The organism is Streptomyces mirabilis (genome assembly GCF_039503195.1).
GTDB lineage: Bacteria > Actinomycetota > Actinomycetes > Streptomycetales > Streptomycetaceae > Streptomyces > Streptomyces mirabilis_D.
In genome coordinates this window covers 85,764-110,009 of the sequence record NZ_JBCJKP010000002.1, presented here as the reverse complement: position 1 = coordinate 110,009, position 24,246 = coordinate 85,764, and the positions used below count along the sequence as shown (strand labels likewise).

General features: G+C 72.9%; 23 protein-coding genes and 2 pseudogenes. 13 read left to right on the top strand and 12 right to left on the bottom strand.

Annotation, left to right across the window (positions count from 1 at the left end; all coding sequences use genetic code 11):
• The first annotated feature begins 290 nt into the window (after window positions 1-290).
• The 3 genes from AAFF41_RS50985 to AAFF41_RS50975 all read left to right on the top strand — a co-directional run bounded on the left by AAFF41_RS50985 (window position 291) and on the right by AAFF41_RS50975 (window position 2,260).
• Window positions 291-770 (top strand): superantigen-like protein SSL4, encoded by a 480-nt coding sequence (locus AAFF41_RS50985; protein WP_343326548.1) that lies wholly within the window; start codon window positions 291-293, stop codon window positions 768-770.
• 161 nt (window positions 771-931) lie between these two features.
• Window positions 932-1,291 carry a hypothetical protein gene (locus tag AAFF41_RS50980; protein ID WP_343326547.1) on the top strand — a complete coding sequence of 120 codons (360 nt, stop codon included), beginning with the start codon at window positions 932-934 and terminating at the stop codon, window positions 1,289-1,291.
• 243 nt (window positions 1,292-1,534) lie between these two features.
• Window positions 1,535-2,260 carry a hypothetical protein gene (locus AAFF41_RS50975; RefSeq protein WP_343326546.1) on the top strand — a complete coding sequence of 242 codons (726 nt, stop codon included), beginning with the start codon at window positions 1,535-1,537 and terminating at the stop codon, window positions 2,258-2,260.
• Between the two features lie 27 nt (window positions 2,261-2,287).
• Here the strand turns inward: AAFF41_RS50975 and AAFF41_RS50970 are convergent, their stop codons facing one another.
• Entirely contained in the window at window positions 2,288-2,761 is a 474-nt protein-coding gene (locus tag AAFF41_RS50970) for a carboxymuconolactone decarboxylase family protein (protein WP_121413242.1), read from the bottom strand.
• 129 nt (window positions 2,762-2,890) lie between these two features.
• Window positions 2,891-3,883 carry a dTDP-glucose 4,6-dehydratase gene (rfbB, locus tag AAFF41_RS50965; RefSeq protein ID WP_319754643.1) on the bottom strand — a complete coding sequence of 331 codons (993 nt, stop codon included), beginning with the start codon at window positions 3,881-3,883 and terminating at the stop codon, window positions 2,891-2,893.
• 71 nt (window positions 3,884-3,954) lie between these two features.
• Here rfbB and AAFF41_RS50960 point away from each other — a divergent pair.
• Window positions 3,955-4,089 (top strand): annotated as a pseudogene (locus AAFF41_RS50960) (RNA-guided endonuclease TnpB family protein); the annotation flags it as partial.
• 29 nt (window positions 4,090-4,118) lie between these two features.
• Here AAFF41_RS50960 and AAFF41_RS50955 read toward each other — a convergent pair.
• Complete coding sequence (locus tag AAFF41_RS50955) at window positions 4,119-5,186, bottom strand: glucose-1-phosphate thymidylyltransferase (protein WP_319754642.1); 1,068 nt, start codon at window positions 5,184-5,186, stop codon at window positions 4,119-4,121.
• 202 nt (window positions 5,187-5,388) lie between these two features.
• Window positions 5,389-6,581: pseudogene (locus tag AAFF41_RS50950) on the bottom strand (RNA-guided endonuclease InsQ/TnpB family protein).
• Between the two features lie 153 nt (window positions 6,582-6,734).
• Here AAFF41_RS50950 and AAFF41_RS50945 point away from each other — a divergent pair.
• The gene (locus AAFF41_RS50945; protein ID WP_067383410.1) at window positions 6,735-7,157 is read left to right on the top strand and encodes an ester cyclase; all 423 of its coding nucleotides are present in this window, start codon (window positions 6,735-6,737) and stop codon (window positions 7,155-7,157) included.
• A gap of 106 nt (window positions 7,158-7,263) precedes the next feature.
• On the opposite strand, the gene AAFF41_RS50940 is transcribed toward AAFF41_RS50945, so the two are convergent.
• Together AAFF41_RS50940 and AAFF41_RS50935 are read right to left on the bottom strand one after the other, a co-directional pair.
• On the bottom strand, window positions 7,264-8,229 hold the full coding sequence (locus AAFF41_RS50940) for a Gfo/Idh/MocA family protein (RefSeq protein WP_343326545.1): 966 nt from the start codon (window positions 8,227-8,229) through the stop codon (window positions 7,264-7,266).
• A gap of 29 nt (window positions 8,230-8,258) precedes the next feature.
• Window positions 8,259-9,659 carry an NDP-hexose 2,3-dehydratase family protein gene (locus tag AAFF41_RS50935; RefSeq protein WP_319754213.1) on the bottom strand — a complete coding sequence of 467 codons (1,401 nt, stop codon included), beginning with the start codon at window positions 9,657-9,659 and terminating at the stop codon, window positions 8,259-8,261.
• Between the two features lie 195 nt (window positions 9,660-9,854).
• Between AAFF41_RS50935 and AAFF41_RS50930 the strand changes: the two genes are divergently transcribed.
• The gene (locus tag AAFF41_RS50930) at window positions 9,855-11,039 is read left to right on the top strand and encodes a glycosyltransferase (RefSeq protein WP_319754212.1); all 1,185 of its coding nucleotides are present in this window, start codon (window positions 9,855-9,857) and stop codon (window positions 11,037-11,039) included.
• A gap of 553 nt (window positions 11,040-11,592) precedes the next feature.
• Here the strand turns inward: AAFF41_RS50930 and AAFF41_RS50925 are convergent.
• Window positions 11,593-13,212, bottom strand: a complete 1,620-nt coding sequence (locus tag AAFF41_RS50925) for a condensation domain-containing protein (RefSeq protein WP_343326544.1) — start codon at window positions 13,210-13,212, stop codon at window positions 11,593-11,595.
• Window positions 13,213-13,385: 173 nt separating this feature from the next.
• Here AAFF41_RS50925 and AAFF41_RS50920 point away from each other — a divergent pair, with 173 nt between their 5' ends.
• Window positions 13,386-13,991: a TetR/AcrR family transcriptional regulator gene (locus AAFF41_RS50920; RefSeq protein WP_097281918.1), complete on the top strand. Its 606-nt coding sequence runs from the start codon at window positions 13,386-13,388 to the stop codon at window positions 13,989-13,991.
• A gap of 81 nt (window positions 13,992-14,072) precedes the next feature.
• Here the strand turns inward: AAFF41_RS50920 and AAFF41_RS50915 are convergent, their stop codons facing one another.
• A complete protein-coding gene (locus tag AAFF41_RS50915; RefSeq protein ID WP_319754210.1) occupies window positions 14,073-14,570 on the bottom strand; it encodes a DUF2871 domain-containing protein in 498 nt (165 codons plus the stop codon).
• A gap of 172 nt (window positions 14,571-14,742) precedes the next feature.
• Here AAFF41_RS50915 and AAFF41_RS50910 point away from each other — a divergent pair, with 172 nt between their 5' ends.
• Window positions 14,743-14,880, top strand: coding sequence for a hypothetical protein (locus tag AAFF41_RS50910; RefSeq protein ID WP_159055364.1), 138 nt, complete (start codon window positions 14,743-14,745; stop codon window positions 14,878-14,880).
• A gap of 312 nt (window positions 14,881-15,192) precedes the next feature.
• Window positions 15,193-15,969 (top strand): hypothetical protein, encoded by a 777-nt coding sequence (locus AAFF41_RS50905; protein ID WP_343326543.1) that lies wholly within the window; start codon window positions 15,193-15,195, stop codon window positions 15,967-15,969.
• Between the two features lie 353 nt (window positions 15,970-16,322).
• Here the strand turns inward: AAFF41_RS50905 and AAFF41_RS50900 are convergent, their stop codons facing one another.
• The gene (locus tag AAFF41_RS50900; RefSeq protein ID WP_343326542.1) at window positions 16,323-17,867 is read right to left on the bottom strand and encodes a condensation domain-containing protein; all 1,545 of its coding nucleotides are present in this window, start codon (window positions 17,865-17,867) and stop codon (window positions 16,323-16,325) included.
• 279 nt (window positions 17,868-18,146) lie between these two features.
• Here AAFF41_RS50900 and AAFF41_RS50895 point away from each other — a divergent pair, with 279 nt between their 5' ends.
• Window positions 18,147-18,632 (top strand): MarR family winged helix-turn-helix transcriptional regulator, encoded by a 486-nt coding sequence (locus tag AAFF41_RS50895; protein WP_075032243.1) that lies wholly within the window; start codon window positions 18,147-18,149, stop codon window positions 18,630-18,632.
• 447 nt (window positions 18,633-19,079) lie between these two features.
• On the opposite strand, the gene AAFF41_RS50890 is transcribed toward AAFF41_RS50895, so the two are convergent.
• Entirely contained in the window at window positions 19,080-19,730 is a 651-nt protein-coding gene (locus AAFF41_RS50890; RefSeq protein ID WP_343326541.1) for an FMN-dependent NADH-azoreductase, read from the bottom strand.
• A 142-nt stretch (window positions 19,731-19,872) separates the two neighbouring features.
• On the opposite strand from AAFF41_RS50890, the gene AAFF41_RS50885 reads away from it, so the two are divergent.
• Window positions 19,873-20,541, top strand: coding sequence for a nitroreductase (locus AAFF41_RS50885; protein WP_319754206.1), 669 nt, complete (start codon window positions 19,873-19,875; stop codon window positions 20,539-20,541).
• 99 nt (window positions 20,542-20,640) lie between these two features.
• Window positions 20,641-21,372 (top strand): SDR family oxidoreductase, encoded by a 732-nt coding sequence (locus AAFF41_RS50880; RefSeq protein WP_319754205.1) that lies wholly within the window; start codon window positions 20,641-20,643, stop codon window positions 21,370-21,372.
• Window positions 21,373-21,499: 127 nt separating this feature from the next.
• On the opposite strand, the gene AAFF41_RS50875 is transcribed toward AAFF41_RS50880, so the two are convergent.
• Both AAFF41_RS50875 and AAFF41_RS50870 read right to left on the bottom strand, forming a co-directional pair.
• Entirely contained in the window at window positions 21,500-21,823 is a 324-nt protein-coding gene (locus AAFF41_RS50875) for an acyl carrier protein (RefSeq protein ID WP_343326540.1), read from the bottom strand.
• 287 nt (window positions 21,824-22,110) lie between these two features.
• Window positions 22,111-22,584, bottom strand: coding sequence for a hypothetical protein (locus AAFF41_RS50870; protein WP_343326539.1), 474 nt, complete (start codon window positions 22,582-22,584; stop codon window positions 22,111-22,113).
• A 334-nt stretch (window positions 22,585-22,918) separates the two neighbouring features.
• On the opposite strand from AAFF41_RS50870, the gene AAFF41_RS50865 reads away from it, so the two are divergent.
• Window positions 22,919-24,232: an aminotransferase class V-fold PLP-dependent enzyme gene (locus tag AAFF41_RS50865; protein WP_343326538.1), complete on the top strand. Its 1,314-nt coding sequence runs from the start codon at window positions 22,919-22,921 to the stop codon at window positions 24,230-24,232.
• The last annotated feature ends 14 nt before the right edge of the window (window positions 24,233-24,246 follow it).

Here is a 24,246-nt window from a genome sequence, read left to right as displayed (position 1 = left end):
GGCGATGATCAGCGGTTCGCGGATGCGGAACGGGAGGGCGCGGAGAATCAGGTTGATCAGCATCCGGCCAGTCGATCAGGCGCGGACCCCGCACGCTGTGGCGAAGGCCATCGTTCCGCAGGCGGGAGGCGAGGAGGGCGTCAACTCCTGCCCGCCCGGGGAGTGCGGCCGCACACGGGCACCCGCCACTTCTGTTGAAAGTGCGAACCGATGTGCTCCGGTCGCCGATCGGGGGGCACCGACCTAACCTCGGTTGAGGCCGACAGTGACCAATGGGGCAGTTGTTCAAGATGGGAGAACATCGTGAATGCCACATTCCGCAGCCACTGGGGGCGCACCTTCGCCGTAGGAACCCTGACAGCGGCCCTGCTGTCCGGGGAACAGCGGGCGGTACCGCGGTAGCGGCCGCCGGATCCCAGCATCCGGCCGCACCCGCGGCGACACCTTCGACATCGGCGCCGGAGACGTCGAAGACGACGACCACCGCGCCGGCGCCGACGACGACCGCCAAGCCGTCGCCTACGACGACCACCAAGCATTCGCCGAAGCCGTCGCCGACGAAGACCCACAAACCGAAGCCGACTCCGTCGAAGACCCACAAGTACTCGCCGAAGCCGTCGCCGACGAAGACCCACAAACCGAAGCCGACTCCGTCGAAGACGAACAAGTACTCGCCGAAGCCGAAGCCGTCGAAGACGCACAAGTACTCGCCGAAGCCGACGAAGACGGCGCACCCGACCATGACCGCCAAGCCGACCAAGACCTCCTAGCCCTGACCGCCGGGGCAAGTGACACGCCCGCGCCCCTGAGGCGCGGGCGTGTCTGTCGGAGACTTTGCCCTCCCCTCCTCGCGCAACCATCCGGCGTCCGGTACGTCTGATGCGGTATGAGGGCGTGGTGGGCGGACAGGAAGCGGCGGTATGCGGCCGTGGTGTGTGCGGTGGTACTGGCGGCGGCCGGGGCAGGCGCCGTCGCCCTGAAAGCCCGTCACCCGGCGCAGGCGCCCGGGGCCGTGCTGACGTTCCGGTCCGTGCTGAACACGTTCTACCTGCCGCGCTACACCGCGCCCGGCCATGCCCCCTGGGCCCCCGAATACCGGATCCGCCTGGCCGCGGCCGCGGCCCCGTCCGGCGGGAGCCAGGGGGCCGCCAGGCAGGTCGAGGCGGATTTCGACCTGTCCGTCTTCAAGGGGAAGGCCGACATCTGGGGAGAACAAGGGCTACGGCTGCGCCCGGTCGGGCTTTCGCGTGACCTGCGCGCTGCCGGACATCAAGTACGGGGAGGGAGCTGATTTCCTTCCCTTCCAGGTGAAGCCGAAGCCCGGTACGGCCTTGGGCCCGGCCGGGTCCATCGTGGTGACCGTGCACAGCGCCGACGCGCCCACCATCCGGCACACCACCCGTGTGAGGGTCGGCTCGCCGTATCTGACCACCCGGAGCAGGAAACTGACGGGGGTGCGCCCCGGGGGCGAGGTGCGGCTGACACCCGCCTTCGGCAACCGGGGGACACCGGTGTCGACGGTGGCATCACCGTCATGGTGGTGGCGGACGGCAGCACCCTGCTGCCCCGGTACGGCAACTGCCGCTACAACAAGGCGGCAGCGGCCACCGAGGCACAGTGCGACTTTCCCGGCCCGCTGCCCGCGGGGACGGCGTACGAGACGGACCATCCGGTCATCGCCGTGAGCAGCCAGGACACGAGGAGCGGCAGCCTGCACTACAGCGTGTGGCCCACCGCCGATATCGACGGTCCGTCACAGCTTCCCGGGCGGGCTGTGCGCGGCACCGGTGAAGTGCTGCGGCTTCGGCCGGTGGACGGCGGCGCGTTCACCGGGAGCGAGTCGTACAGGAGCCGGGGAGCCGCCGGGGCGCTGGACTTCGAGACCACGCGGGTCGACGACGTGGAGGCCGTCGGTTTCACCATCCGGGGCAGGGTGGGCGAGGAGGTCCGGACCGAGGTGCCGTATCCGAGGGGCTACCGGGGCGACACGATGTGGGTGACGCTCCCCGACGGCGTCAGCCTCGTCACCCGGCCACCGCAAGGCCTGCAGAGCGAGGACTCCTACTGCCGAAAGGGCTCGGCGAAGGGCGGTCCCGTCGCCTGCGGGCCGGGGGCCGAGCCCTACGCCGTCGTCCTGCTGGTGCGTATCGACAAGCGCGTCGAAGGGGCCCGCGGCAGCGTCACGGTCCCGCCCGGTCCCGCCGCCGACCCGGACCAGGACAACAACACAGCCCCGGTGACCGTGGAGTACATCCCGTGACCGTCCCGTGCCGCAACGGGCGCCCGGTCAGCCGAACTGGCCGGGCTGGTAGTCGCCGGCGGGCTGCCGGACGAGGACGTTCACGCGGTTGTAGGCGTTGATGAGGGCGATGAGGGAGACCAGCGCGGCGAGCTGGTCCTCGTCGTAGTGCTTGGCGGCGTTCGCCCAGGCCTCGTCCGTGACGCCGCCGGCCGCGTCGGCGATGCGGGTGCCCTGCTCGGTCAGCTCCAGGGCGGCGCGCTCGGCGTCGGTGAAGACCGTGGCCTCCCGCCAGGCCGCGACCAGGTGGAGGCGCACCGCGGTCTCCCCGGCGTGCGCGGCGTCCTTGGTGTGCATGTCGGTGCAGAAACCGCAGCCGTTGATCTGGCTGGCGCGGATCTTCACCAGTTCCTCCGTCGCGGCCGGCAGCGCCGAGTCCGAGACCGCCTTGCCTGCCGAGTTGATGTGCCTGAGGACCTTGCCTGCGACCGGGTTGCCGAAGAGGTTCAAACGGGCGTCCATGGTGAGCTCCTGTGCCGTTGCCGGTGGGTTACACCTCCCTGACGGATCAGCCCGGCAGGATGTGACAGCACCGGAAAAAAGCCCGTCTTCTCCAGGCCCGGTCGCGCCCCCTGGGGCACGCTCACCGGCTCACAGGGCGGCCTTGTGCTTCAGGGGCTCCCACCAGGCGCGGTGGTCGCGGTACCAGGCGAAGGTCTCGGCCAGGCCCTGGGTGAAGTCCTTGCGGGGGCGGTAGCCGAGCTCGCGGGAGATCTTCGTGCAGTCCACCGAGTAGCGCAGGTCGTGGCCGAGCCGGTCGGGCACGTGCTCGACGCTGTCCCAGGTCGCCCCGGCGAGGTCGAGCAGCAGGGTGGTCAGTTCCTTGTTGCTCAGCTCGGTGCCGCCGCCGATGTTGTACACCTCGCCCGGCCGGCCGCCGGTGCGCACCAGTTCCAGGCCCTGCACGTGGTCGTCGATGTGCAGCCAGTCCCGGACGTTGAGCCCCTCCCCGTACAGCGGGACGCGGTGTCCGTCGAGGAGGTTGGTGACGAACAGGGGGATGACCTTCTCGGGGAAGTGGTGGTGGCCGTAGTTGTTGGAGCAGCGGGTCACCCGGACGTCCAGGCCGTGGGTGCGGTGGTAGGAGAGGGCGACGAGGTCGGAGGAGGCCTTGGAGGCGGCGTAGGGGGAGTTGGGGCGCAGCGGGTCGCTCTCGGGCCAGGAGCCCTCGGCCAGGGAGCCGTAGACCTCGTCGGTGGAGACGTGCAGGAAGCGGGCCGGGCCGCCGGGCCGGCGCAGCGCGGCGTCCAGCAGGGTCTGGGTGCCCAGTACGTTGGTGGTGATGAACTCGGCGGCGCCGAGGATGGAGCGGTCGACATGGGACTCGGCGGCGAAGTGCACGATCTGCTCGTGGCCGGCGACGAGTTCGGCCACGAGGCGGGTGTCGCAGATGTCGCCGTGGACGAAGCGGAAGGCGGGGTGGGAGCGGACCGGGTCGAGGTTGGCGGGGTTGCCGGCGTAGGTGAGTTTGTCCAGGACGGTGATTTCGACGCCGCCGGGGCCTGCCGGGCCGAGCAGGGTGCGTACGTAGTGCGAGCCGATGAACCCCGCTCCGCCGGTGACGAGGATGCGTGTGGTGGTCATCTGATCCCTCCGTGGATACTCCGCTTTTCGGGCGGAGAGGAAACGGACTCCTGCGGAGCCGGGCGAGGAGCGACGTGAACGCGGCGAAGAACCTTCTGGCTGCCGGGCCGGCAGTGTCCGGGTGTGGAGCTGGTGCAGGACCTCAACGGAGAACTCCGGGCGGGCAGTCGGCGACGAAGCACGAACCCTCACGGCGTGAGCCGTGAGGATCCCCCTCGTTCACAAGGGGGAGAGGTCAAGATGAGATCTGCACCTTGCTGTGGTCGCCGAGGATGAGCCGGTGGGCGGCGGGGACCCGGGGTGCGGGGGTCACCTCCACGTTGCGTCCGATGATCGAGGCCTCCACGCGGCGGGCGCCGCGTACCGAGGAGCCGTCCAGGACGATGGAGAACTCGATCTCGCTGTCGGTGATGCGGCAGTCGTGGGAGATGGAGGTGAACGGGCCGACGTAGGAGCCGGCGATCACGCTGCCGGAGCCGATGACGGCCGGGCCCACGATGCGCGAGCCGCTCACCCGGGCGCCCTCGTCGATCTGCACCCGCCCGATGATCTCACTGGTGTCGTCGACGTCGCCCTCGATGTGCGGCTCGGTGTGCTCCAGGACGGTGCGGTTGACCTCCAGCATGTCGCCGACGTTCCCGGTGTCCTTCCAGTAGCCGGAGATCGTCGTGGAGCGTACGTCGCGCTGCTGGTCGATGAGCCACTGCAGGGCGTGGGTGATCTCCAGTTCGCCACGCCAGGAGGGCGTGATGGCGCGGACGGCCTCGTGCACGGCCGGGGTGAACAGGTAGACGCCGACCAGCGCGAGGTCGCTCTTGGGGGCCTCGGGCTTCTCCTCCAGCCCTACGACCCGTCCGTCCGCGCCGAATTCGGCGACCCCGAACTGGCGCGGGTCGGGGACCTGGGTGAGCAGGATCTGGGCGGCGGGCCGCTGTGCGCGGAAGGCGTCGACGAGGGAGGAGATGCCGCCCACGATGAAGTTGTCGCCCAGGTACATGACGAAGTCGTCGTCGGCGAGGAAGTCCCGGGCGATGATGACGGCGTGGGCCAGGCCCAGCGGCGCGTCCTGGGGGATGTAGGTGACGGTGAGGCCGAACTTGGAGCCGTCGCCGACGGCTTGCATGATCTCGTCGGCGGTGTCCCCGACGACGATCCCGACCTCGGTGATGCCCGCGTCCGCGATCGCTTCCAGGCCGTAGAAGAGCACCGGCTTGTTGGCCACGGGCACCAGCTGCTTGGCGGATGTGTGGGTGAGGGGGCGCAGGCGGGTTCCGGCCCCGCCGGAGAGTACGAGAGCCTTCATGAAGGGGAGGCTAGGAGCGGGCACTTGAGCCGGGATGGGGGATGAGCCGCGCCCACAGGCCCCCTCCAGGGCGGCTCGAGAGGCGGTGGGGATCCTCGGGTGACACGGCGGGGCGGGCGGCTGCGCCTGCCCGCTTCGGTGACGCGAGCCCAGGAAGGCTTGAGGCGTGACTACTCCCCCTCGTGAACGAGGGGGCTTCTCGTCAAGCTGGTTGGGCTTGACGACGGGCCAGCCCGGCCCGCAGTACGTTGGAAGCCCCTACGACGTCGGCGTGTGCGGTGTGGCCGCAGGCCTGGCAGTGGAACTTTTCCTGGGTAGGCCGGTTCTCCTTGGCGACGTGCCCGCAGTCGGGGCAGGTGCGGGAGGTGTTGCGGGGATCCACGGCGATCACTTCCCGTCCGGCACCTTCCGCCTTGGCGGCCAGGATCGCGAGGAACACCCCCACCCGGCGTCGGCGATGCTTCGGTTGAGTCCGGCCTTCGCCGCGGCTCCGTTCGGGGCGTAGGTTCCGTCCCCGTTCGGGCGCGGCTCGGGGGCCTTGCTCATGTTGCGGATCTTGAGGTCTTCGTGCGCGATCAGATCGTTGTCGCGGACGAGACCGAGCGCGGTCTTGTGTGCGTGGTCGAGGCGTTGGCGGCGCACCTTGCGGTGCAGGGTGGCGACGCGTTCCACGGCCTTGCGTCGTCGCTTCGACCCGCGCTTGCTGCGGGCGAGGGCCCGTTGCGCTGCCTCCAGCTTTTTCGCGGCGTTGCGGCTGTGGCGCGGGTTGTCGACGTGCCGGCCGTCGGAGGTGGTCAGAAACGAGGCGATCCCCAGATCGATACCGACCACGGCTCCGGTCGCGGGGAGCGGTTCGGGCGGTGCCTGGTCGGCCGTGAGGATCACGTACCAGCGGCGCCCTTCACGCTTGACGGAAACGGTCTTGACCTTCCCGGCCACCGGCCGGTGCTGCTTGACCTTGACGTGCCCGACGCCCTGGAAGCGGACACGGGTCTGCGGATCGTGCGGCGTGGAGTCCCACCGGCAGCCGTCCCCGTCCTTGGGGAAGTCCACCGTGTCGAACCGGCGCACACCCCGGAACCTGGGGTAGCCGGGAGCCTCACCGGACTTGATGCGGCGGAAGAACGCGGTGAACGCCTTGTCCAGGCGGCGCAACGTCGCCTGCTGCGAGGAGAAAGACCACCGGCCCTGACGCTCCGGATCGAACGCCCGAATGTCCTTGAGCTGTCCGGACTGCCGGCCGTAGCGCACGGTCGTCCTCGACGCGTGCCGGTACGCGGACCGCCTCTCTTCAAGCGCCCCGTTGTAGAGGGAGCAGTGATCCCGCAGCATCTCGCCCAACGCCTGGGTCTGACGCATGGTCGGATACAGAAGGAACTTGTACGCGCGGATCAATGGAGTCACCCCCTCCAACTCGTGTGATCAACGTAGTGCACGCCACTGACAACGGCGGTCCGCCTAGCGGCGAATCGCCGCCCCTTGCCCCGCTCCGCGGGAGCTTCGTTTCACCCCCCGGCTGAAGCCGGGGGTACCCACGAAGGAGACAGGATGGCAGACAACCACCGTGAACTCGTCCAGCGCTTCGTCGACATGATCAACGCTCATGACGTGAGCACCATGAGCGAGCACACCGCACCCGGGCACATCGACCACAACCCGGTCGTGGAGGACGGCATCGAGGCGAACACGGCGTTCTGGGAGCAGATCTTCGCCGCGTTCCCCGATGTCAAGGTCGTCACCCACGACCTGGTCGTGGAGGGGGACCGCATCGCCGGGCGTTTCGAGTACTCGGGCACCCACCAGGGCACGTTCTTCGGCGTCGAGGCCACCGGGCGGCCGCTGAACTTCCAGTCGATCGACTTCTGGCGGGTCGAGGACGGGCTGCTGGCCGAGCACTGGGACCAGCTGGACATGGCGGGGCTGTTCCGCCAGCTCGGCGTCGACATCCACGCCGGCCAGGACGGCCGGTAGCCGTCCTCGGGCGCGGGCGGGCGGCCCGGCGCGCACCGTGTGCGCCGGGCCGCCCGTGCGTGTGCCCGTCCGTGAGCTGGTACGGGCCGGGGCGTGCGTGTGTTGTCTATACGGGGCCGGGGCGGGCGGCGGCCTGTTCGACGGCGTCGGTGAGCCGGGCGTGGGCGAGGAGGGCCTCGGTGTGCGGGGTGAAGTCCTCGTGGTCGAGGACGGCCCGGGCGAAGACGCCGGCGATGTTGGTGAAGTGGGTGTCCGGGGCGAGGCGGATCTCGCGGACGGCGCCGCCCTGTTCGACGTGCAGGACGGGGACGTGCTCGTCGGGGGTGCTGAAGGCGCGTTCCAGGCGCAGCCGTCCCTGGCTGCCCCACAGGTCGTAGCCGCTGCGGTAGGCGTGTTCGACGCCGTAGGCGAGCTGGGCGGTGGCCCCGCCGGCGGCGGTCAGCAGGGCGCCGCCTGCGGGCGCCGGCCCGTGCGCGGTGGCGGGGCTCACGTGGGCGCCGGCCACCCGCAGGTGCGGGCCGAGGAAGAGCTGGGCGGCGCGCAGCGGGTAGGCGGCGACCTCGGGCAGGGTGCTGGCCCGCCGCGGGGTGCCATCGGTGTCGCGGCGCAGCGGGATGCCGAACTCGGAGCCGAACAGGCGCAGTTCGCCGATCAGCCCGTCGCCGAGCAGCTGCTGGACGCGGGCGTGCTGGGAGTGGTGGAGGAACATGAAGCTCTCCATCAGCAGCAGGCCGCGCTCGCGGGCGAGGGACACCGCCTTGTCCGCGTCCGCGAGGCGGGCGGCGAACGGCTTCTCGCACAGCACGTGCTTGCCGGCCTGAAGCGCCCGCAGGGTCCACTCCACGTGCAGTTGGGGCGGCAGCGGCAGGTAGACGGCGTCCACGTCGTCGCGCTCCAGCAGCCCGGCGTAGCCGGCCACCGGGGTGCCGCCGAACCGGCCGGTGAACGCCCGCGCCTTCGCGAGGCTGCGGCTGGCGATCGCGGTCACCTCGACGAGCGGCTGGCGGGCCATCGAGGGCAGCATGCGCCGCTCGGCGATGTCCGCGCAGCCCAGCACCCCGATCCGCAGCACACCCGCTCCTTGTGCGCGCACGGGCCCGTTCACCGCGCGTACGCCCCGCCGCGCGCCCAGGCCGCGCGCAGTGCGCTCAGCAGGGTCCGGGCCTCGATGTTGAGGTAGTTGCTGTGCCGCAGCAGGTCGGACAGCTGGCCGGCGGTCACCCACAGGAAGTCCCCGGGTACGTCGACGGGGAACTCGCCGCCCACTTCCATCAGGACGTAGCGGTTGCCGGCGTGGTGGAAGCGGCCGCCCTCCTCGGACTGCACGGTGTCGTACAGCAGCGTGCCGGGATCGGCGCGCAGGACGAGGTCGAGGTAGCGGGGCCGGCGGGGCAGCGGCAGGGTCAGGGCGCGGCCGGGCTGGCACTGCACGGTGGGGCCGAGTTCGGCCACGTCCAGGACGCCGGCCTCGGAGCGGGCGTGGGCGAGCAGGTGCGGCACACCGCCGATGCGGCGCACCAGGAACGCCGACAGGCCCTGTTCGGCCGGCGCGAGCAGGGGCTGGGTCCAGCGGGTGACCTCGCGGTTGGCGGCGGCCACGGACGCGGCGATGACGGTGAAGTGGTGGCCGCTGTCGTGGACGATGGCGTCCTCGGTGCGCCGCCAGTTCCGCACGGCGGCCAGCGGCATGCTGGTCTGCACGAGCTCGCGGTGGGCCTTGATCTCGGTGAGCCGGTTGAGGAGGTGCTCCATGCTGTGCAGCGGGGGTCCCTCGTCGGTGTACGAGGGGATCAGCGACAGCACGGTGCGGGCGTCCATGTTGACCACGTTCGACTCGCGCAGCAGCTGGTGGATCTGGCCGAGGGTCAGCCAGACGAAGTCCTCGTGCGCGGGGACGGGGCCGAGGGCCTCGACCACCATGTTCCGGTTGCGTTTGCGCAGGAACCAGGAGCCCTGTTCGGACTGCAGGGAGTCGAACAGCACCCGGGAGCCGGTCCGCGGCGGGGCGAAGTACTCGATGTAGTTCACCCGGGCGCCCTTGTGCACGCCGGTGTAGTTGCTGCGGGTGGCCTGCACGGTGGGGGACAGCTGCACGGTCTCGAGGTTGCCGGGTTCCATCTTGGCCTGCATCAGGCAGTGCAGGACGCCGTCGAACTCCTTGACGACGATGCCCAGGATGCCGATCTCGGGCTGGTTGATGATCGGCTGCGACCAGGACGCGGCGTGCCCCTCCCACTCGGCGCGCACCTGCAGGCCCTCCACGGAGAAGAACCGGCCGCTGTCGTGCACGAGGTTGCCGGTGGAGTCCGAGAAGCGCCAGCCGACCAGGTCGCGGAAGGGGATGCGCCGCACCTCGTAGCGGTTGGTGCGGCGCTGTTCGGCGAACCATTCGCGGAAGACCGGATTGGGCGTCAGAGGGCTGTCCAGGGTCTGGGCCGACAGCGTGAAGCGCCGCCCCGGACGGGTGAGGGTGCCCGGGGGCACCGCCTGGGTGATGGTCATCGGTCGTGACTCCTTCGCCGTGTGCCGCGCGCCCGGGGCCAGGCCGCCGGCACGACGATCCGCCAGGGCGATCGGCCGTGACTGGAGAGCGCCTCGAAACGCCCCGCACGGCCGCTCGAATCCCCGTACCTGCCGGTGCTATGTCTCCTGTCACTGCTAGACAAAAGGGTGGGGGCGTCCCTACCGTGGGGCGGTATGAGAATCCTCTTTGCCAGCGCGGGCAACTTCGGGCACGTGTATCCCCTGCTTCCCTTGGCGAAGGCCGCGCGCGCCGCGGGCCACGAGGTCGCTTTCGCCACCGGCGAGCAGCTGCACCCGGCCCTGCGGGCGGCCGGCCTTGAGCCGGTGGCGGCGGGCCGCTCGGTTCCCGAGGCGTTCATGGAAGCAGTACGCGGCAGTGCCGGCCTCGAACACGGCGAGAGCGACGGCGACCTGGGCGCCCAGGACGTGCCGCCCGAGGTCCTGGCCGACCTGCATGTGAAGGTGTTCGGCTCGGTGCTGCCCCGCTGGGTGGCCGCCGACCTCGCCCCCGTCCTGGCCGGCGGGAGCTTCGACCTCGTCGTCTACGAGGCGCTCAACCCCGGCGCCGCCTTCGCCGCGCACCTGGCGGGCGTGCCCGCCGTCGCGCACGGCGTAGGCGTGATGGCGATGGGCCCCGAGGAGGCCCGCATCCAGGAGGAACTGCTGGCCACCGCCGCCGACCTGGGCGTGCACGTGCCCGGCGGCCAGCTGCTGGCCCTGGCCCGCACCTACATCGACATCTGCCCGCCCTCCCTGCAGGACCGCGGCTTCCTGGCCGCCCCGCTGCCCCGCGTCGAGCAGCGCCCCGTCGCCTACGGCGAGCCGGGCGAACTGCCCGCGGCCATCCGGGACGCGGACGGCCCCTTCGTCTACCTGACCCTGGGCACCGCACTGGGCTCGGTGGACGTCCTGCGCACGGTCATCGAGGGGCTGCTGCCGCTCGAGGTGCCGGTCCTGGTGGCCACCGGCCCGGTGGTGGACGTCGCCGACCTGGGCGAACTGCCCGAGCGGGTGGTGGCGGCCGCGTGGGTGGCCCAGCCCGAGGCACTGAAGCGGGCGGCCCTGGTCGTCCAGCACGGCGGCGCCGGCACCACCCTGGCCGCGCTCGCGGCCGGCCTGCCCCAGCTGATCCTCCCGCAGGGCGCCGACGGACCCGCCAACGCCGCCGCCGTACGCGACGCGGGCGCGGGCGAGGTGGTCTACGCCGCCGACCTGACGGCCGGCGCGGTCACCGCACAGGCCCGCCGCATCCTGGGCGACGAGACCTACCGCGACGCGGCCCGCAAGGTCGCCACCGAGATCGCCTCCATGCCCGCCCCCACCGAAACCGCCACCCGCCTCCCACAGTTCACGACCTGACGACGCCCGCGATCCCGGACGCCTGCCCCCGGCCAGCGGGCGTCCGCCCCCGGCGCGGGTGTTCGGCCCCCCGGTGTGGGTGTCCGGCCCCCGCCGCGGGTGTCCGGCCCCCGGCCGGGGCCTGCGGGCCGGGCTCCCGGAAGAGGGGCAAGGCGCCCGGGACTCCTGGCCCCGCCTCCGGGGCGCTCACTGCCACCCCCAGGGGGTGTCCCGTCCGCAGAAGGGCTCACTGCCACCCCCGGGGTGTCCCGTCCGCAGAAGGAGTGACTCCCGAGAAGGAGTGACTCCCGAGAAGGAGTGACTCCCGCTCCGCCGCAGGACCGACTTCCGCACACCGGGCGGGGACGGCTCCCGCTCCCGGGAGCCATCCCCGCCCCGGGACCCTGGTCCGCCCGGCCGAGTCCGCCTCGGGTGCGTATCCCGCCCAACCCCCGGAGGGATGCGCACCCCGCCCCCCGGGCGCCGGTCCGCCGGCCGCCCGGGCACCGGCTCCGGTGCGCGCGTGGATTTCCCCCGGCACGCGCGCACCGGACGCCCCGCCGTACGGACACCTTTAGGGGAGCGGCAGGGCAAGGCTGCGCGCGCCGGCCGGGGCGGGCAGCAGGTCCTCGACCGGGGTGTGCGGGGACGCCGCCGTCAACGCGGCCAGCGCGCCGCGCAGCTCGCCGGCCAGCCGCACGGCCCGCGTGCGGGAGAGCACCGCGGGGGCGAACTCCAGGCGCAGCAGCGGGTCTTCGCGCCAGCGCAGCACGGTCAGCGCGGCGTCCGCGGTGACGGCGCCCGCGTGCCCGTGGTGGAAACGCGCGCTCAAGTCGCCCGCCCGCACCCGCGCGGGCAGCAGCTCGTCGCGGGCCGCGAACGTCACCGGTGTCAGGACGGGCCGGGAACGGTCCGGGCGCACCCCGAGCTCGCGCGCCAGCTCGGCGGTGTCGAGGTCCGCGCAGCCGAGGGCCTCGCTGAACGCGCAGGCGACCCCGCGCAGGAAGTAGTCGACGCCGCCCTGCAGTTCACAGCCCACCGGCACCGTCGCCGAGCAGGGCGCGGGGGTGCCCAGCAGCGCCGCCGTGGCACGGCGCGGCACCTCGCAGCCCACCAGCAGCCGCTCCAGGTCCGCGCGCCGGCCCACGGCCAGCGCCCACGCCGCCAGCAGCACCGTGCCGTGCGGCACACCGGCCCGCCGGGCCGTCGCATCGGCCGCGTCCCGCAGCCGCACGTCGAGGCCGACGTGCAGCCGCTCGCCGTGGACATCGAACACGGCGGGCCGCGACGCACCCTCCGTCAGGTCCACGGCGGCGGGAAAACCGCGCAGCCGCTCGGCCCGCTCGGCCGCCGCCCGCAGCCCGCCCGGCCGGGCGGCCACCAGGGCGCGCCCCGCCGTATCCGGCCCGGGACGCAACCCCCGCACCAGCGGGCGCCGGTGCACGGCACGGTCGTAGTCGGCGAGCAGTTCCTGCCACAGCAGCGCCGCCGACCAGCTGTCGGCCACCGCGTCGTGGTACACGAACGACAGCAGATGCCCGCCTCCGGCCAGACGGCCCAGGGCGAAGACGAGCGGCGGCCGGCCCGGCCGGCCCACCAACTGCCGCGCCCGCGCGGCCAGATACCCGTGCACCGCCGCCACCGGGTCCCCGCCCCCGCCCGCTCCCGCCGCCTCCAGAGTGACCAGCGGCGGGGCGCAGGCGGCGAGAACCCGCCGCACCGGGCCGTGCGGCGCATCCGCGAACACGGTCCGCAGGCCCTCGTGCCGCGCACCGAGAGCGGCGAGCACACGGCGCAGCGCGCCCGCGTCGAGCGGCCCGGCCAGCTCGGCACTGAGCACCCGGCACACCGCACCGGCACCCGCCGCCCGCTCGGCGGCCAGCGCCGCCCGCTGCCCGGGCAGCAACGCCCGCACCGCGCCCGCGCCCGCGGGCGGTCCGGGCACCGCGGCCGGCACGGGCACGGCCCGGGCCAGTACGTCCGCCAGCGGGGCGGGACCCAGCAGCTGCGCCAGGTCCACGGCCAGGCCCAGCTGCCGGCCGGCACGCGCCTGCAGCCGCACGGCCTGCGCGAGGCCGCCGCCCAGCGTGATGAAGGGAGAACCCGCGGCCCCGGCCGGCAGGGCGCGCCGGTCGCAGCCGAGGACGTCCGCGGCCAGGTCGAGCAGCTCCTCCAGGGGAGTCGGGGTCAGCATGGGGTGGCCCTCTCTGTGGGCAGTCGTGCCCCGATGCTGGCGCCCGTGCCTCGAAGACCGCTCGAACCCGCCCCGCACAGAGCCGCCGGTCCCGTACGGCAGCAGCCGATTTCAAAGGCAGGAACTCTATCACTGACAGCTGGAATTTCGCCGAAAGTGCTAAAGTTCCTTTCATGACGCCCCGAGAGCGACGCCTTCGCGAGCAGGCCCAGCGCCACCGGCTGATCCTCACCACAGCCCGTGAGATGGCCGAGTCCGAAGGCTGGGACTACGTCACCACACGGCGCCTGGCGGACCGCATCGAATACAGCCAGCCGGTGCTCTACCAGCACTTCAAGAACAAGGACGCCATCGTCCACGCGGTCGCCCTGGAAGGCTTCGCCGAACTCGCCGCCGCGCTGCGCACCGCCCGCGAGGAAGCCGGTGACCCGCAGGAGGCACTGGGCGCGGTGGCCCGCGCCTACGCCGACTTCGCCGAGCACGGACCGGTCCTCTACGAGGCCATGCTCACCCTCGACCCGGGCGAGGACACCGGCGAGGACACCACCGGGGCGGCCGGCACGCCGGCGCCGCTCGCGGACGTCCTCGCCGAGATCAGACAGGCCGTCGAGCCCGTCGCGGCCGGCCGCGACAGCGGGCTGCTCACGGAGGTCCTGTGGAGCGCCTGGCACGGCCAGGCCGCCCTCACCCGGGCGGGCCGCCTGCGCCCGGACCCGGCGCGCCGGCGGCTGGCCGCCCTGACCGACGCACTGCTGGGCCCGGCGGCCCAGCCCGTCTGACCCGGCGGGACCGGTCTGTCGGAGGGACCCTCGGACAGGACCCTCGGACAGGACCCTCGGACGAGGCTCCAGGCCGGGCTCTCAGACGGGGCTCTTGGCCGTCTCCTTCTCCTGCTCCGGCTCGGCGGGGCCCGCCCCGGTGGACTCGTTCAGCCGCTTGCCGAGGAGCACGAACAGCAGGATGAGTCCCACCGTGAGCAGGATGTGCCCGAGGCCCGCGGTCAGCGGCACCGCCTCGGGGACATGGTCGCCGAGCACGGTCTCGGTGCCGTGGACGAACATCATGGCGACGGTGATCGTGATGCCCACGTTGTAGAACCAGAAGAAGTACGTGAACAGTTTCGTCCCGGACAGGGCGAACTGCTTGTCCAGGGCGAGGACGATGAGGAAACCCATCATGCCCAGCGAGAGCAGATGGGTGTGCATGAGCGCCAGCTGGGTGTCGCCGGTGAAATCGTTGGCTTTGGTGAACTCCCGGTAATACAGCCCGGAGACCACTCCCAGGATCATGTAGACGTGTGCCGCGTAGTACGACTTCCGCATCCCCGTGCTCGCTCCCTGCCGGTCAGTGCTGGTCAATTCAGGCTCCGCCGGGGGCCATTGAAGCACTCCGGAACGAACGCTTCGCCCGATTCGGGAGATCGTTCGAGCCCGTCTCGAGCAGGTCTCGAGGACCCCTGCGACGCCCCGGGCCAGGCTGGGGCGTCGAGGTTCGTCCACGCAAGGCCCACGCAGACGAAAGGCACCCCCCATGAGGCACTCCCGTACGGTCGCGGCCGTCGCCGCGGTCACCGGACTCTTCCTGGCCGCCGCGGGCGCGGCGAGCGCACAGGTCACACCCGGACCCGTCACCCCGCCGTCCCCCAAGGACCCGGAAGAGGCCGTATGACGCCCCTCCGCAGCGCCTGCGGCGGGCCGGCGTCCCGTTGCCGCCGGCGGCCCGGGGCCTGACCGCCGTCCTTCCCTCCCCGCCGTCGTGCTGAGGGAAGGTCACGGACACGCCCCGGGCCGGTACGGCGGCCGGGGGGACGGACACTCCTGCGAGCCGGTGCCCCAGCGGCGTTGGCCCGCGCACCGGAGAACCGAACGTGCCGCTCTCCGCCCGGGGCCGCACCCTGACAAGGCGTCAGGGTCGGCTCAGGGTGGGGGCAGGGGTGTCACCGATGGTGGTCGGCGGGCGGTGGACAGCAGGCTGATGGCCATGCCGAACACCACTGCCGATCAGCCCCGCTTCCCTCTCGCCCGCCGCGCCGCGGTCTCCTTCGCGGGTGTCGTTGCCCTGACGGGGCTTGCGGGGGCGTACACGCCGAGCTTCGCGTACGCCGAGCCGCCTGCCCCCGCCGACAGGGCTGCCGCCGCACAGCCCGCGGCTGATTTCAGCGACTGCCCGGCCCTCCCCGCCGGGGTCGACCCGGCCCGCTGGAGATGTGAAGTGCACACGGCCGCACCGCGGTTGACGGTGGGCAAGGTCACCGTGGCTCTCGCCCCGATCACCATGACGCACGCCGAGGGCCCGCTCCCGGACGGCGCCCACGGGCAGGTGTGGGGTGCGATGCACAGCGCGCCGACCGCCGTTCCGGGCGGAGTGTCCGGTACGGCGCAAGGTGAGCGCGCGCGGCGGCCGAGGCTGGCGATTCAGCCGGAGTACGGCGGCCGGTCCGACTTCTACACCGGGCAGTTCAGCCTGCGATTCAGGCTGATGAGCCCGCGGTTGCCGCAGGGCTGCACCATCGGCGCCGGTGCACCGGTCGACTTCCGCATGAAGCGATCGGGCCCTTCGCAGTGGATCTCCACGAACCCGCCGCTGATCAGGTTCTCGGCGTACGACGACACCTTCGCCGCTCCTGCCGCTGAAGACTGCGGGCCGATGGCCGGACCGCTCAACCGGCGGCTCGGGCTCCCGGCGCCGAGCGGGAACCTGATGACCTACGACGCGACCTACACCTTCAGGACCTACGACCAGCTCCCGGCGCGCTGACGGGCGGCACGAGACGCGTACGGCCTTCGAACACTGCGCCTGGTGACGTGCCGGAACGGCCGTCGGTGGTGCCGGCCGCCGTCCCGGCCGGGACGAGTGGCCGTCGAGGTGTGCGCCGCCCTGCGAGCCGGCTCCCTGCGTGTCCGAAAGGCGCGCTTTGGTGGCACGAAGGCGGAGAGCCACCCTGGAAACCATGGAAACCGGACCAGTTCCACAGGTTTCCGGGTATGGCGGGCAGCGTGCTGACGTGATCGTGGAGGCGGCCGGCCGGCTGTTCTTCGCGCCGGACCGAGCCCGCCCCCGGAGGACCGGGCTCGGCCCCCCGGAATCGCAGGCCGGAGAGCCGTCCGGGCTCACCCGGCCACCGGCACCGGCACCGGCACCGGCACCGGCGCCGCCGCGGGTGCGGGTGAGGGCCGGCGGGTGGGGTAGGGGGCGGTGTGTTCCCGGGTCCCGGCCGGGGCGAGCGGAGGCCTCGCCCCGCCGCCCAGCCGGCTCAGCGCGGCGGCGGGGGCATCCAGGGCGGCCTCGAGCAGGGCGGTCAGCTGCCCGGTCAGGTGGGCGGCGGCCGTCTCGCCGACGGCGTCGTACTGGTAGGCGGCGGTGACGGCGATGCCCGCGGGCGCGCCGGCCGGTGTGTGCCGTTCGGTCAGGATCAGGCCGAGGGCCGCGGCCCTCGGGGGGAGCAGGGGCGGGGCCGCCCGCACGGTGAGCCCGGCCGCCTCGTACGCCTCGCCGCTGTCCGCCAGGACGCTCAGCGCGATGCCGCCGGGCCGGGCCAGTGCCGCGGTGCCGGTGCGGTAGGCGGCGAGGTCCGCGGCGCGTACCCGGCGCAGCAGCGTGGTGAAGGCCGGGTCGCCGGAGGTGTCCACGGACAGGGCCAGCACCCGCCCGTAGGGGCCCACGGCCCGGCGCAGGGCGGCGCTGTCGCGGGCCGGGACCGGCGCGGCCACGGTGATGGCGGGGCCCGCGCCGAGCCGGGTGAGCAGGGCCGCGAGCGCGGCGTGGACCACCATGAACAGGGTGGCGGCCTGCGTGGCGGCCAGGTGGGCCAGCCGCTGGTGCAGGCCGGCGTCCCAGTCGAGGGCGAGGCGGCCGACGCGGGTGTCGGCCGGGGCGGGCCGGCTGCCCGGCGGCACGGTGGGCGCCAGGTCGCCGGCCCTTGCCCGGGGCGCCGCCTCGGGCACCGGGCCCTCCCAGCGTGGCGCCCGGCCCGCGGCCCGTGCCCGGTAGGCCAGGGCGAGTTCGGCGGCCAGCGGGGTGTGCGACCACAGGTCGACCAGGTCGGCCGGGAGGGTGAGCTCCAGCAGGTGGTCCCGGGCGGCGAGGGCGCGCAGCCGGGTGCCGGCCGAGCCCAGCCGGCTGTTGCGCAGCGCCGCGTGACGGCGCCCCACGTCTCCCAGCGCCTTTTGTAGCGCCCCTGCGTCCAGTGCCCCGCGCAGCCGCAGCGGCAGGACCGCGCTGCCCTCCCCGTCGAGTGTCCCGTCGAGCGCCCCGGCGGGCCCGGTGGCGGCGGCCGGCCGCTCGCCGGCCGCCGCGGCGAAACGGGCCGGGGTGGGCGCCTCGTGCAGGGCGCGGTCGTCCAGGCCGGCGCCCAGTATCCGGCGGGCCCGGGCCAGCAGCCGGGCCGCGGCCGCGGGATGCCCGCCGAGGCGGAAGAAGTCGGAGTCGGCGTGGACGGTGCGCCGCGGCACGCCGATCGCCTCGGCGAACAGGTCGCGGACGATCTCCTGCAGGGGAGTGCCGGGCGGTTCGGCGCCGGACGCGGGCGGCGCGGCGTGCTCGCCGCCGCCGTCGCCGCTGCCGCCCGCGCCTCGCGGCAGAGCCGGCAGCGCCGTGAGCGCCGTCCGTGCGGAGGGGACCGGGCGGTCGGACGGCTTCTGACCGGGGAGTGACATCGCGGCTCGCTCCTTCGACAGCGGCTACAGAAGGAAGGCTTGGCAAAACCTTGCCAAGATCCTGGCAACGGGGTCCTGAGGGGCCGTCTCGAACCACTGGAGCACCACTCGAGCCTGCCCCGGCGCCCCGGCGACGCCGTGCTCCCCAAGGGGCAGTGGCCGATACCGGGCCCGGTGGAGCCGCACCGGGCCCGAGGCGCCAGGGCCGCGGCGGACGGACCCGCATTTAGTTTCAAACGAGACCATGTCGAACGAACCTATGGCGGTAATGTTGGCCCCATGAACGCCGACGTTCCTCACCGAACCACCCCCTCGCGCGTGACCGACCGCCCCGGCGATGCCTCGCCTTTCGCTCTCGGCCTGCTGCTGCGCCGGGCGCACTGGCGCGCGGCCGCGGTGATGGAGGAGGCGCTCCGGCCGCTCGGCATCGAGCTGCGGCATTTTGCCGTGCTGATCGTGCTGGTCGACCGCGGGCCCACGGTCCAGCGGGACCTGGCGGCGGCGACGGGGTCGGACAAGGCGGGAATCATGCGGGTCGTGGACGACCTGGAGCGCAGGGGGCTGGCCGTACGCAGGAACGTTCCGGGGGACCGGCGGGTGCGGGCGGTGGAGATCACGCCTGAGGGCGTCGAGCTTTTCGACGCAGCTCATGTGGCGGCGGCGCCGCTGGCTGAGCGCCTGGTTGCCGACCTGGCGCCCGGCGAGCCCGAACAGCTGACGGATCTGCTGACCCGCTTTGCCCATCCCGCAGGCGGCGAGGCGTAAGCACGCCCGCGCACCGGCCCCCTGCCGCGTGGGCGCGTTTCGTCCCATGCGGCCTTCGCGGTGAACCCGGCCTTGAGGCTGCAGCCGTCGTCACTGCGAGCCGGCCCCGGCCGCGGGCGGCGAGCAGGGTTTCGTCGTCGACGGGCATCGAGCTGTCCGCACGGCTCTTGCGCCGCATACCGGCCGGCGGCGTGCCGTTCACCCCCGCACGTACGCCGCCGTCTCGATGCGCTGCCCGCCGGCAGGCCGAACGCCCCGGCCGCCCCAGCGCCCAGGCCGAACGCCCCGGCCGCCCCAGCGCCCAGGCCGAACGCCCCGGCCGCCCCAGCGCCGGGGTACCGGCCCCAGGGACAGGGCGCAGCCGGCACCGCCGGACAGGGCGGGGGCGACGAGAACGCCGCGTGACGTCCCGGGGTGAGGCGGCACGCGGCGTCCATGGCCCGGGGGTTATGCGGCGAGGCGCTCGGCGAGCTGTTCGGCCTTGGTGGTCGCGTCCTCGAAGGCGCGCTTGCGGGAGGCCTCGTAGAGGGGGACCAGTTCGGACATGGCCGGGCTGCGGGGGGCCATGGTGAGTTCGGGGACGATGAAGTCGAGGTCCAGGCCGAGGGTGTTCTTGAGGACGGCCTCCAGGTAGTTCTGTACGAACTCGTAGTCCTCGCGCGGGGTGCCCGGTGCGTAGGAGCCGCCGCGGCTGGCGACGACGATGGCCGGGGTGCCCTGGGCGGAGGGGGTCTCGCCCGCGGTGCGGCCGAGCAGGAGCACGTTGTCCAGCCACGCCTTGAGGGTCGACGGGATCGAGTAGTTGTACATGGGGGCGCCGATCAGGACGGCGTCCGCCTGCTCCAGCTCCTCGATGAGCTTCACGCGCGCGGCGAACGCGGCGGACTGCTCCGGGCTGCGCTCGGCGGGGGCGGTGTAACCAGCGGACCAGGCGTCGGCGGTGATGTGCGGGACAGGGGCGGCGGCGAGGTCGCGGTAGATGACGGTGCCCTGCGGGTGCTGCTCCTCCCAGGTCCTGCGGAAGGCGTCCGTGACCGAGCGGGACGAGGACGCCTCGCCGGGGAACACGGACGAGTCGATGTGCAGCAGCGTGGCCATGGGCTTTCTCCAAAGAGCGGTGTCCGAGGCGGGGAACCAGGGGCAGGGGATTCGTACGCGCGATAGTTAAACACGAGATGGTATTGAGTGATACTATCTTGAGTGAAACGAAAGTGCGTTGAGGAGAGGGAGGCAGGCGGTCATGGACGTCTACGAGGCGGTCACGAGCCGGCGGGCGGTGCGCGGATTCACCGATCGGCCCGTCCCGGGGGAGGTGCTGGAGCGGGTGCTGTCCGGCGCGGCTTGGGCACCGTCCGGATCGAACCTCCAGCCGTGGCACATCTATGTGCTGACCGGCCGGCCGCTGGCCGAACTCAAGAAGCGCGCCGGCGAGCGCCTGGCCGCAGGCGACCCCTGGGACGAGCCGGAGTACGAGCAGTACCCGCCCGCACTGAAGTCCCCCTACCGCGAACGCCGATCCGCCTTCGGCGAGCAGCGCTACGGCGCACTCGGCATTCCGCGCGAGGACATAGAGGCGCGCCAGAGGGCCGCTTCCGCGAACTGGGACTGCTTCGGCGCCCCCGCCGCCCTGTTCTGCTACATCGACCGCGGCCTGGGCCCGGCCCAATGGTCCGACACCGGCATGTATCTGCAGACCGTCATGCTGCTGCTGCGCGCCGAAGGGCTGCACAGCTGCACGCAGATGGCATGGGCGAAGTACCGCAAGACCGTCGCGGAGGTCCTGTCACCCCCGGACGAGCTCCTCCTCTTCTGCGGCATGTCGATCGGGTTCGAAGACGTCACGGTGGGTGACACCCGTACGGGCCGGGCGCCGCTCGACGAGACGGTCACGTTCGTCGACGGTTGCTGAAGCCGCCCCTCCTCGGCCGGTCGGGGCGCCGTTTCCGGTCGCGCTCACACAGTGGTTCATATGCCATATTTCGCACATGTCCTCGACGAAAGGCGTGTCATGAAGATCGCAGTCATCGGCGGTACCGGGCTGATCGGGTCGCAGGTCGTCAAGAACCTGAACGCCGCCGGACACGAGGCGGTACCGCACTCGAAGTCCACTGGCATCGACGTCATCAGCGGCCAGGGACTGGACGAGGCGGTGGTGGGAGCCGACGTCGTCGTCAACCTGACGAACTCCCCGACCTTCGACGAAGCCTCCCCGGCCTTCTTCCAGACCTCGATGGACAACCTTCTGGCCGCGGCCCGGAAGGCCGGCGCCGGCCACTTCGTCATCCTCTCGATCGTCGGCACGGACCAGGTGCCGGAGCTGGACTACTACCGTGCCAAGGCGCTCCAGGAGAACATCCTTGCGGCCGGCCCGATCCCCTACTCGATCGTCCGGGCGACGCAGTTCATGGAGTTCATGGACGCCGTCCTGTCCTGGACCGCCGACAGCGACACCGTCCGGCTGCCCGCCACGCCGATCCAGCCGATCGCCGCCAAGGACGTGGCCGACGCGGTGGCGGAGGTCGCCGCGGGCGCCCCGCTGAACGGCGTCCGCAACATCGCCGGCCCCGAGATCTTCTCCCTGGACGAGTTGGGCCGGATCACCCTGGCCCGCAAGGGAGACAACCGTACTGTCGTCACCGACCCCACCGCCGGCATGTTCGCCGTCGTGAAGGGTGACGTCCTCACCGACAAGGACGCCCGCCTCGCCCCCACCCGCTACGCCGACTGGCTCTCCGCCTGAAACGAGCTGCACTGGTGATGTTTCCGGCGACGCAGCCGGGCCCGAGCCCGCCGCTTCCACAGCAGATGCCGAGGCCGCAACCGTCAGATGCGGTCGCAGTACCAGGGACCGGCATACCGGTCGGCGCTCAGACCACGGCCCAGGGGCCCAGGTCGCGCGTGCGGCGGGCGGCCGCGGCGGGCCGGCTCTCGTCCCATGCCGGGGCCAGCGCGGCGGTGAGGATGCCCCAGAGATGGCCGGCGGTCAGGGCGTGCACCGGGACGACGATCTGGCCGGCGAGGCTGACGCTAAACGCGGACTCCAGCGCGCTGACGATGCCGATGAGCGCCATGGAGTCCAGCCCGTAGGCCTCCATCGGGACGTCGGCGGCGGGCTCCTTGTCCCTGCCGAGCCCCGGCAGGCCCTGGCGCAGGACGTCCTCGAACTTCGCGTTCCACGGTGTGTGGGCCATTGGGCGACTTCCTTCCGGGACACGGGAGAGGCGAAGCGGTGCTCCGGGCAGCACCGTGCCGCGTCCCGCTCGAGTTGCCGTGGACGCCCGCTCAGGCCGCAGGCCCGCCCCGGGACATGACCGAAGCCCCCGCCACGGTGCTGCTGCCGGCGGGGGCCTCACGGGTTCGGCGGGTGGTCCGGTAGGTGGTGGTCCGGTGGACGTCGTACGGGGAACGGGGAGCGGCGGCGGGGAAGGGTTCCGCGGACGCGCGGGACGGAACGGCCGCGCGAGGGCGGGCGGCACCCTCAGACGGCCGCGCTGCCGCCCGCGGCCGGCCAGCCGATGTCGTCGGTGGCCGCGGCGGTGGTGGCGGTGGTGGCGGTGGTCTTGGGCCAGCCGATGTCGCCGTTCGCCGAGACGACGGTGACCTTCGGCCACCCGATGCCGTCGGTGGCGGAGACGGTGGTGGCGGTGGTCTTGGGCCAGCCGATGTCGCCGTTCGCCGAGACGACGGTGACCTTCGGCCACCCGATGCCGTCGGTGGCCGCGGCGGTGGTGGCGGTGGCCTTGGGCCAGCCGATGTCGCCCTGCGCGGAGGCGGCGGATACGGTGCCGGCCGTCCTCGGCCAGCCGATGGAGGAGGCGGCGGTCGTGGTGCTCGCCGCCTTGGGCCAGCCGATGCCCTCCGCGGCGGTGCTGATGCCGCCGGCGGTGAGTACGGCGGAGGCGACGGCGGCGGTGGCGGCGGTGACGGCGAGGCGGGCGACGAGGTTCTTCATGACAGCTCCTCCGTGGCAATGAAGCGAATCTGCGTTGGTAACTTCTTGCCAAGAAGCTTGGCAACGCCTCCTCGGGATCTGCTCGGTATTCGCTGGAGATGGGCTGGAGGCCGGCGAGGGACGCCGCACCGCCTGCGCAGATGCCTGGCAATGTTTGTCAAACACCCCGCTCCGCGGGTCGTGCGGAGCCGGACCCGAGGGGGTTGAACAGCACTTTCACGGCCCCTCCGCTAGAGCGCCGCCGGAGCCCCCATTGCCATCACGGCCTCACGCTAGGCAATGTATTGCCAAGCAAGTTGGCAATATTTGGCGACAGCGGGGGGAGGCCCCGGAAATGAACGCGACGCCGTCATCCACGGACCACAGGGACCACACGTACGGCACGGCCACGGACCGCACGGAGCCCGCGGACCGGGAGGGCCGGACGGTCCACCTGGACACGGCGGGCTGGGGCACCATGCCCGCCGCCGTCCGCGCACTCGTCGCCGACTGCGCGAGCCGCGAGGACCGCTACGGCCCGCACGAGCTCGAGGAGGACCTCGAGGACGTCCTGCGCACCGAGGTCCACGAGCGCCTCGGCGCCCTGCTCGGCGTCCCGGCCGCCGACACCGCCGTCGTCGCGGACGCCGCCGGCGCCTTCGACGCACTGGTCTCCCGCCTCGCCCCCGGCCGCGGCGAGCGCGTCTGGACGACCCCCTACGAGAGCGCCGCCCGCCTGACCGCCCTCTACGCCCTGCGCGACCGCACCCGCTGCACGGTGGAGGTCGTCCCGCTGCGCGAGGACGGGGACCTGGACCTGGAGTGGATGGCCCGGCACATCGGCGACGACGTCGCCCTCGTCTCGGTCGTCCACGTCCCCTCCGGCTGCGGAATCGTCAACCCGGTCGAGGAGATCGGGCAGATCCTCGCCCCGTACCGGTGCGTGTACGCCGTCGACGCCTCCTACTCCGCCGGCCAGCTCCCCGTGGATGCCGGCCGCATCGGCTGCCAGCTGCTGACGGGGGACGGCTGGCGGTTCCTGCGCGGCCCGTACGCCGTCGGGTTCGCCTTCCTGGCGCCCCGGCTGCGTGCCGTGTTCGAGGACGCCGCCGCCCACCGCCCCCTGCCGCCGAACGCGGCCGTCGCGGGCCTGAACGCCGCCCTGGCCCACCACACCGCCACCACCGCCACCGACGGGCCCGCCGGCCTGGCCGGGCAGGGGCTCCTGCCCGCCCTGCGCGCCGCCGTCGAGGAGTGCCCCGGCACCGAACTGATCGCCCCGGGCCGGGTCCAGTCCGCCATCCTCGCCTTCCGCCACCGCGACCTGCCCGCCGCGCTCGTCCGCCGCCGGCTGGCGGCCCGCGGTGTCGTCGTGTGGAAGACGGTCGCGCAGGAAACCCCGCTCCACCTGCCCCGCTCCGGCGCCACCACCGCCCTGCGCGCCTCCCTCGGCCCCGACACCACCCCCCAGGACGTCGCCCGCTTCGGCCGCGCCCTGCGGGAAGTCGTCCGCGAGGAGACCGCCGGTGCGCAACGCCCCCGCCCCGCCCGCGCCCTCCCTCCCGCCCCCACTCCGGCCCTCGCCTCGGCCCCGGCCCAGGTCCCGCCCGCGGGGCCCCGGCCCCGGCCGTCCGCCGGCCGCCACCTGACCCTGTGCCCCACGCCCTGACCCTGACCCCGAAC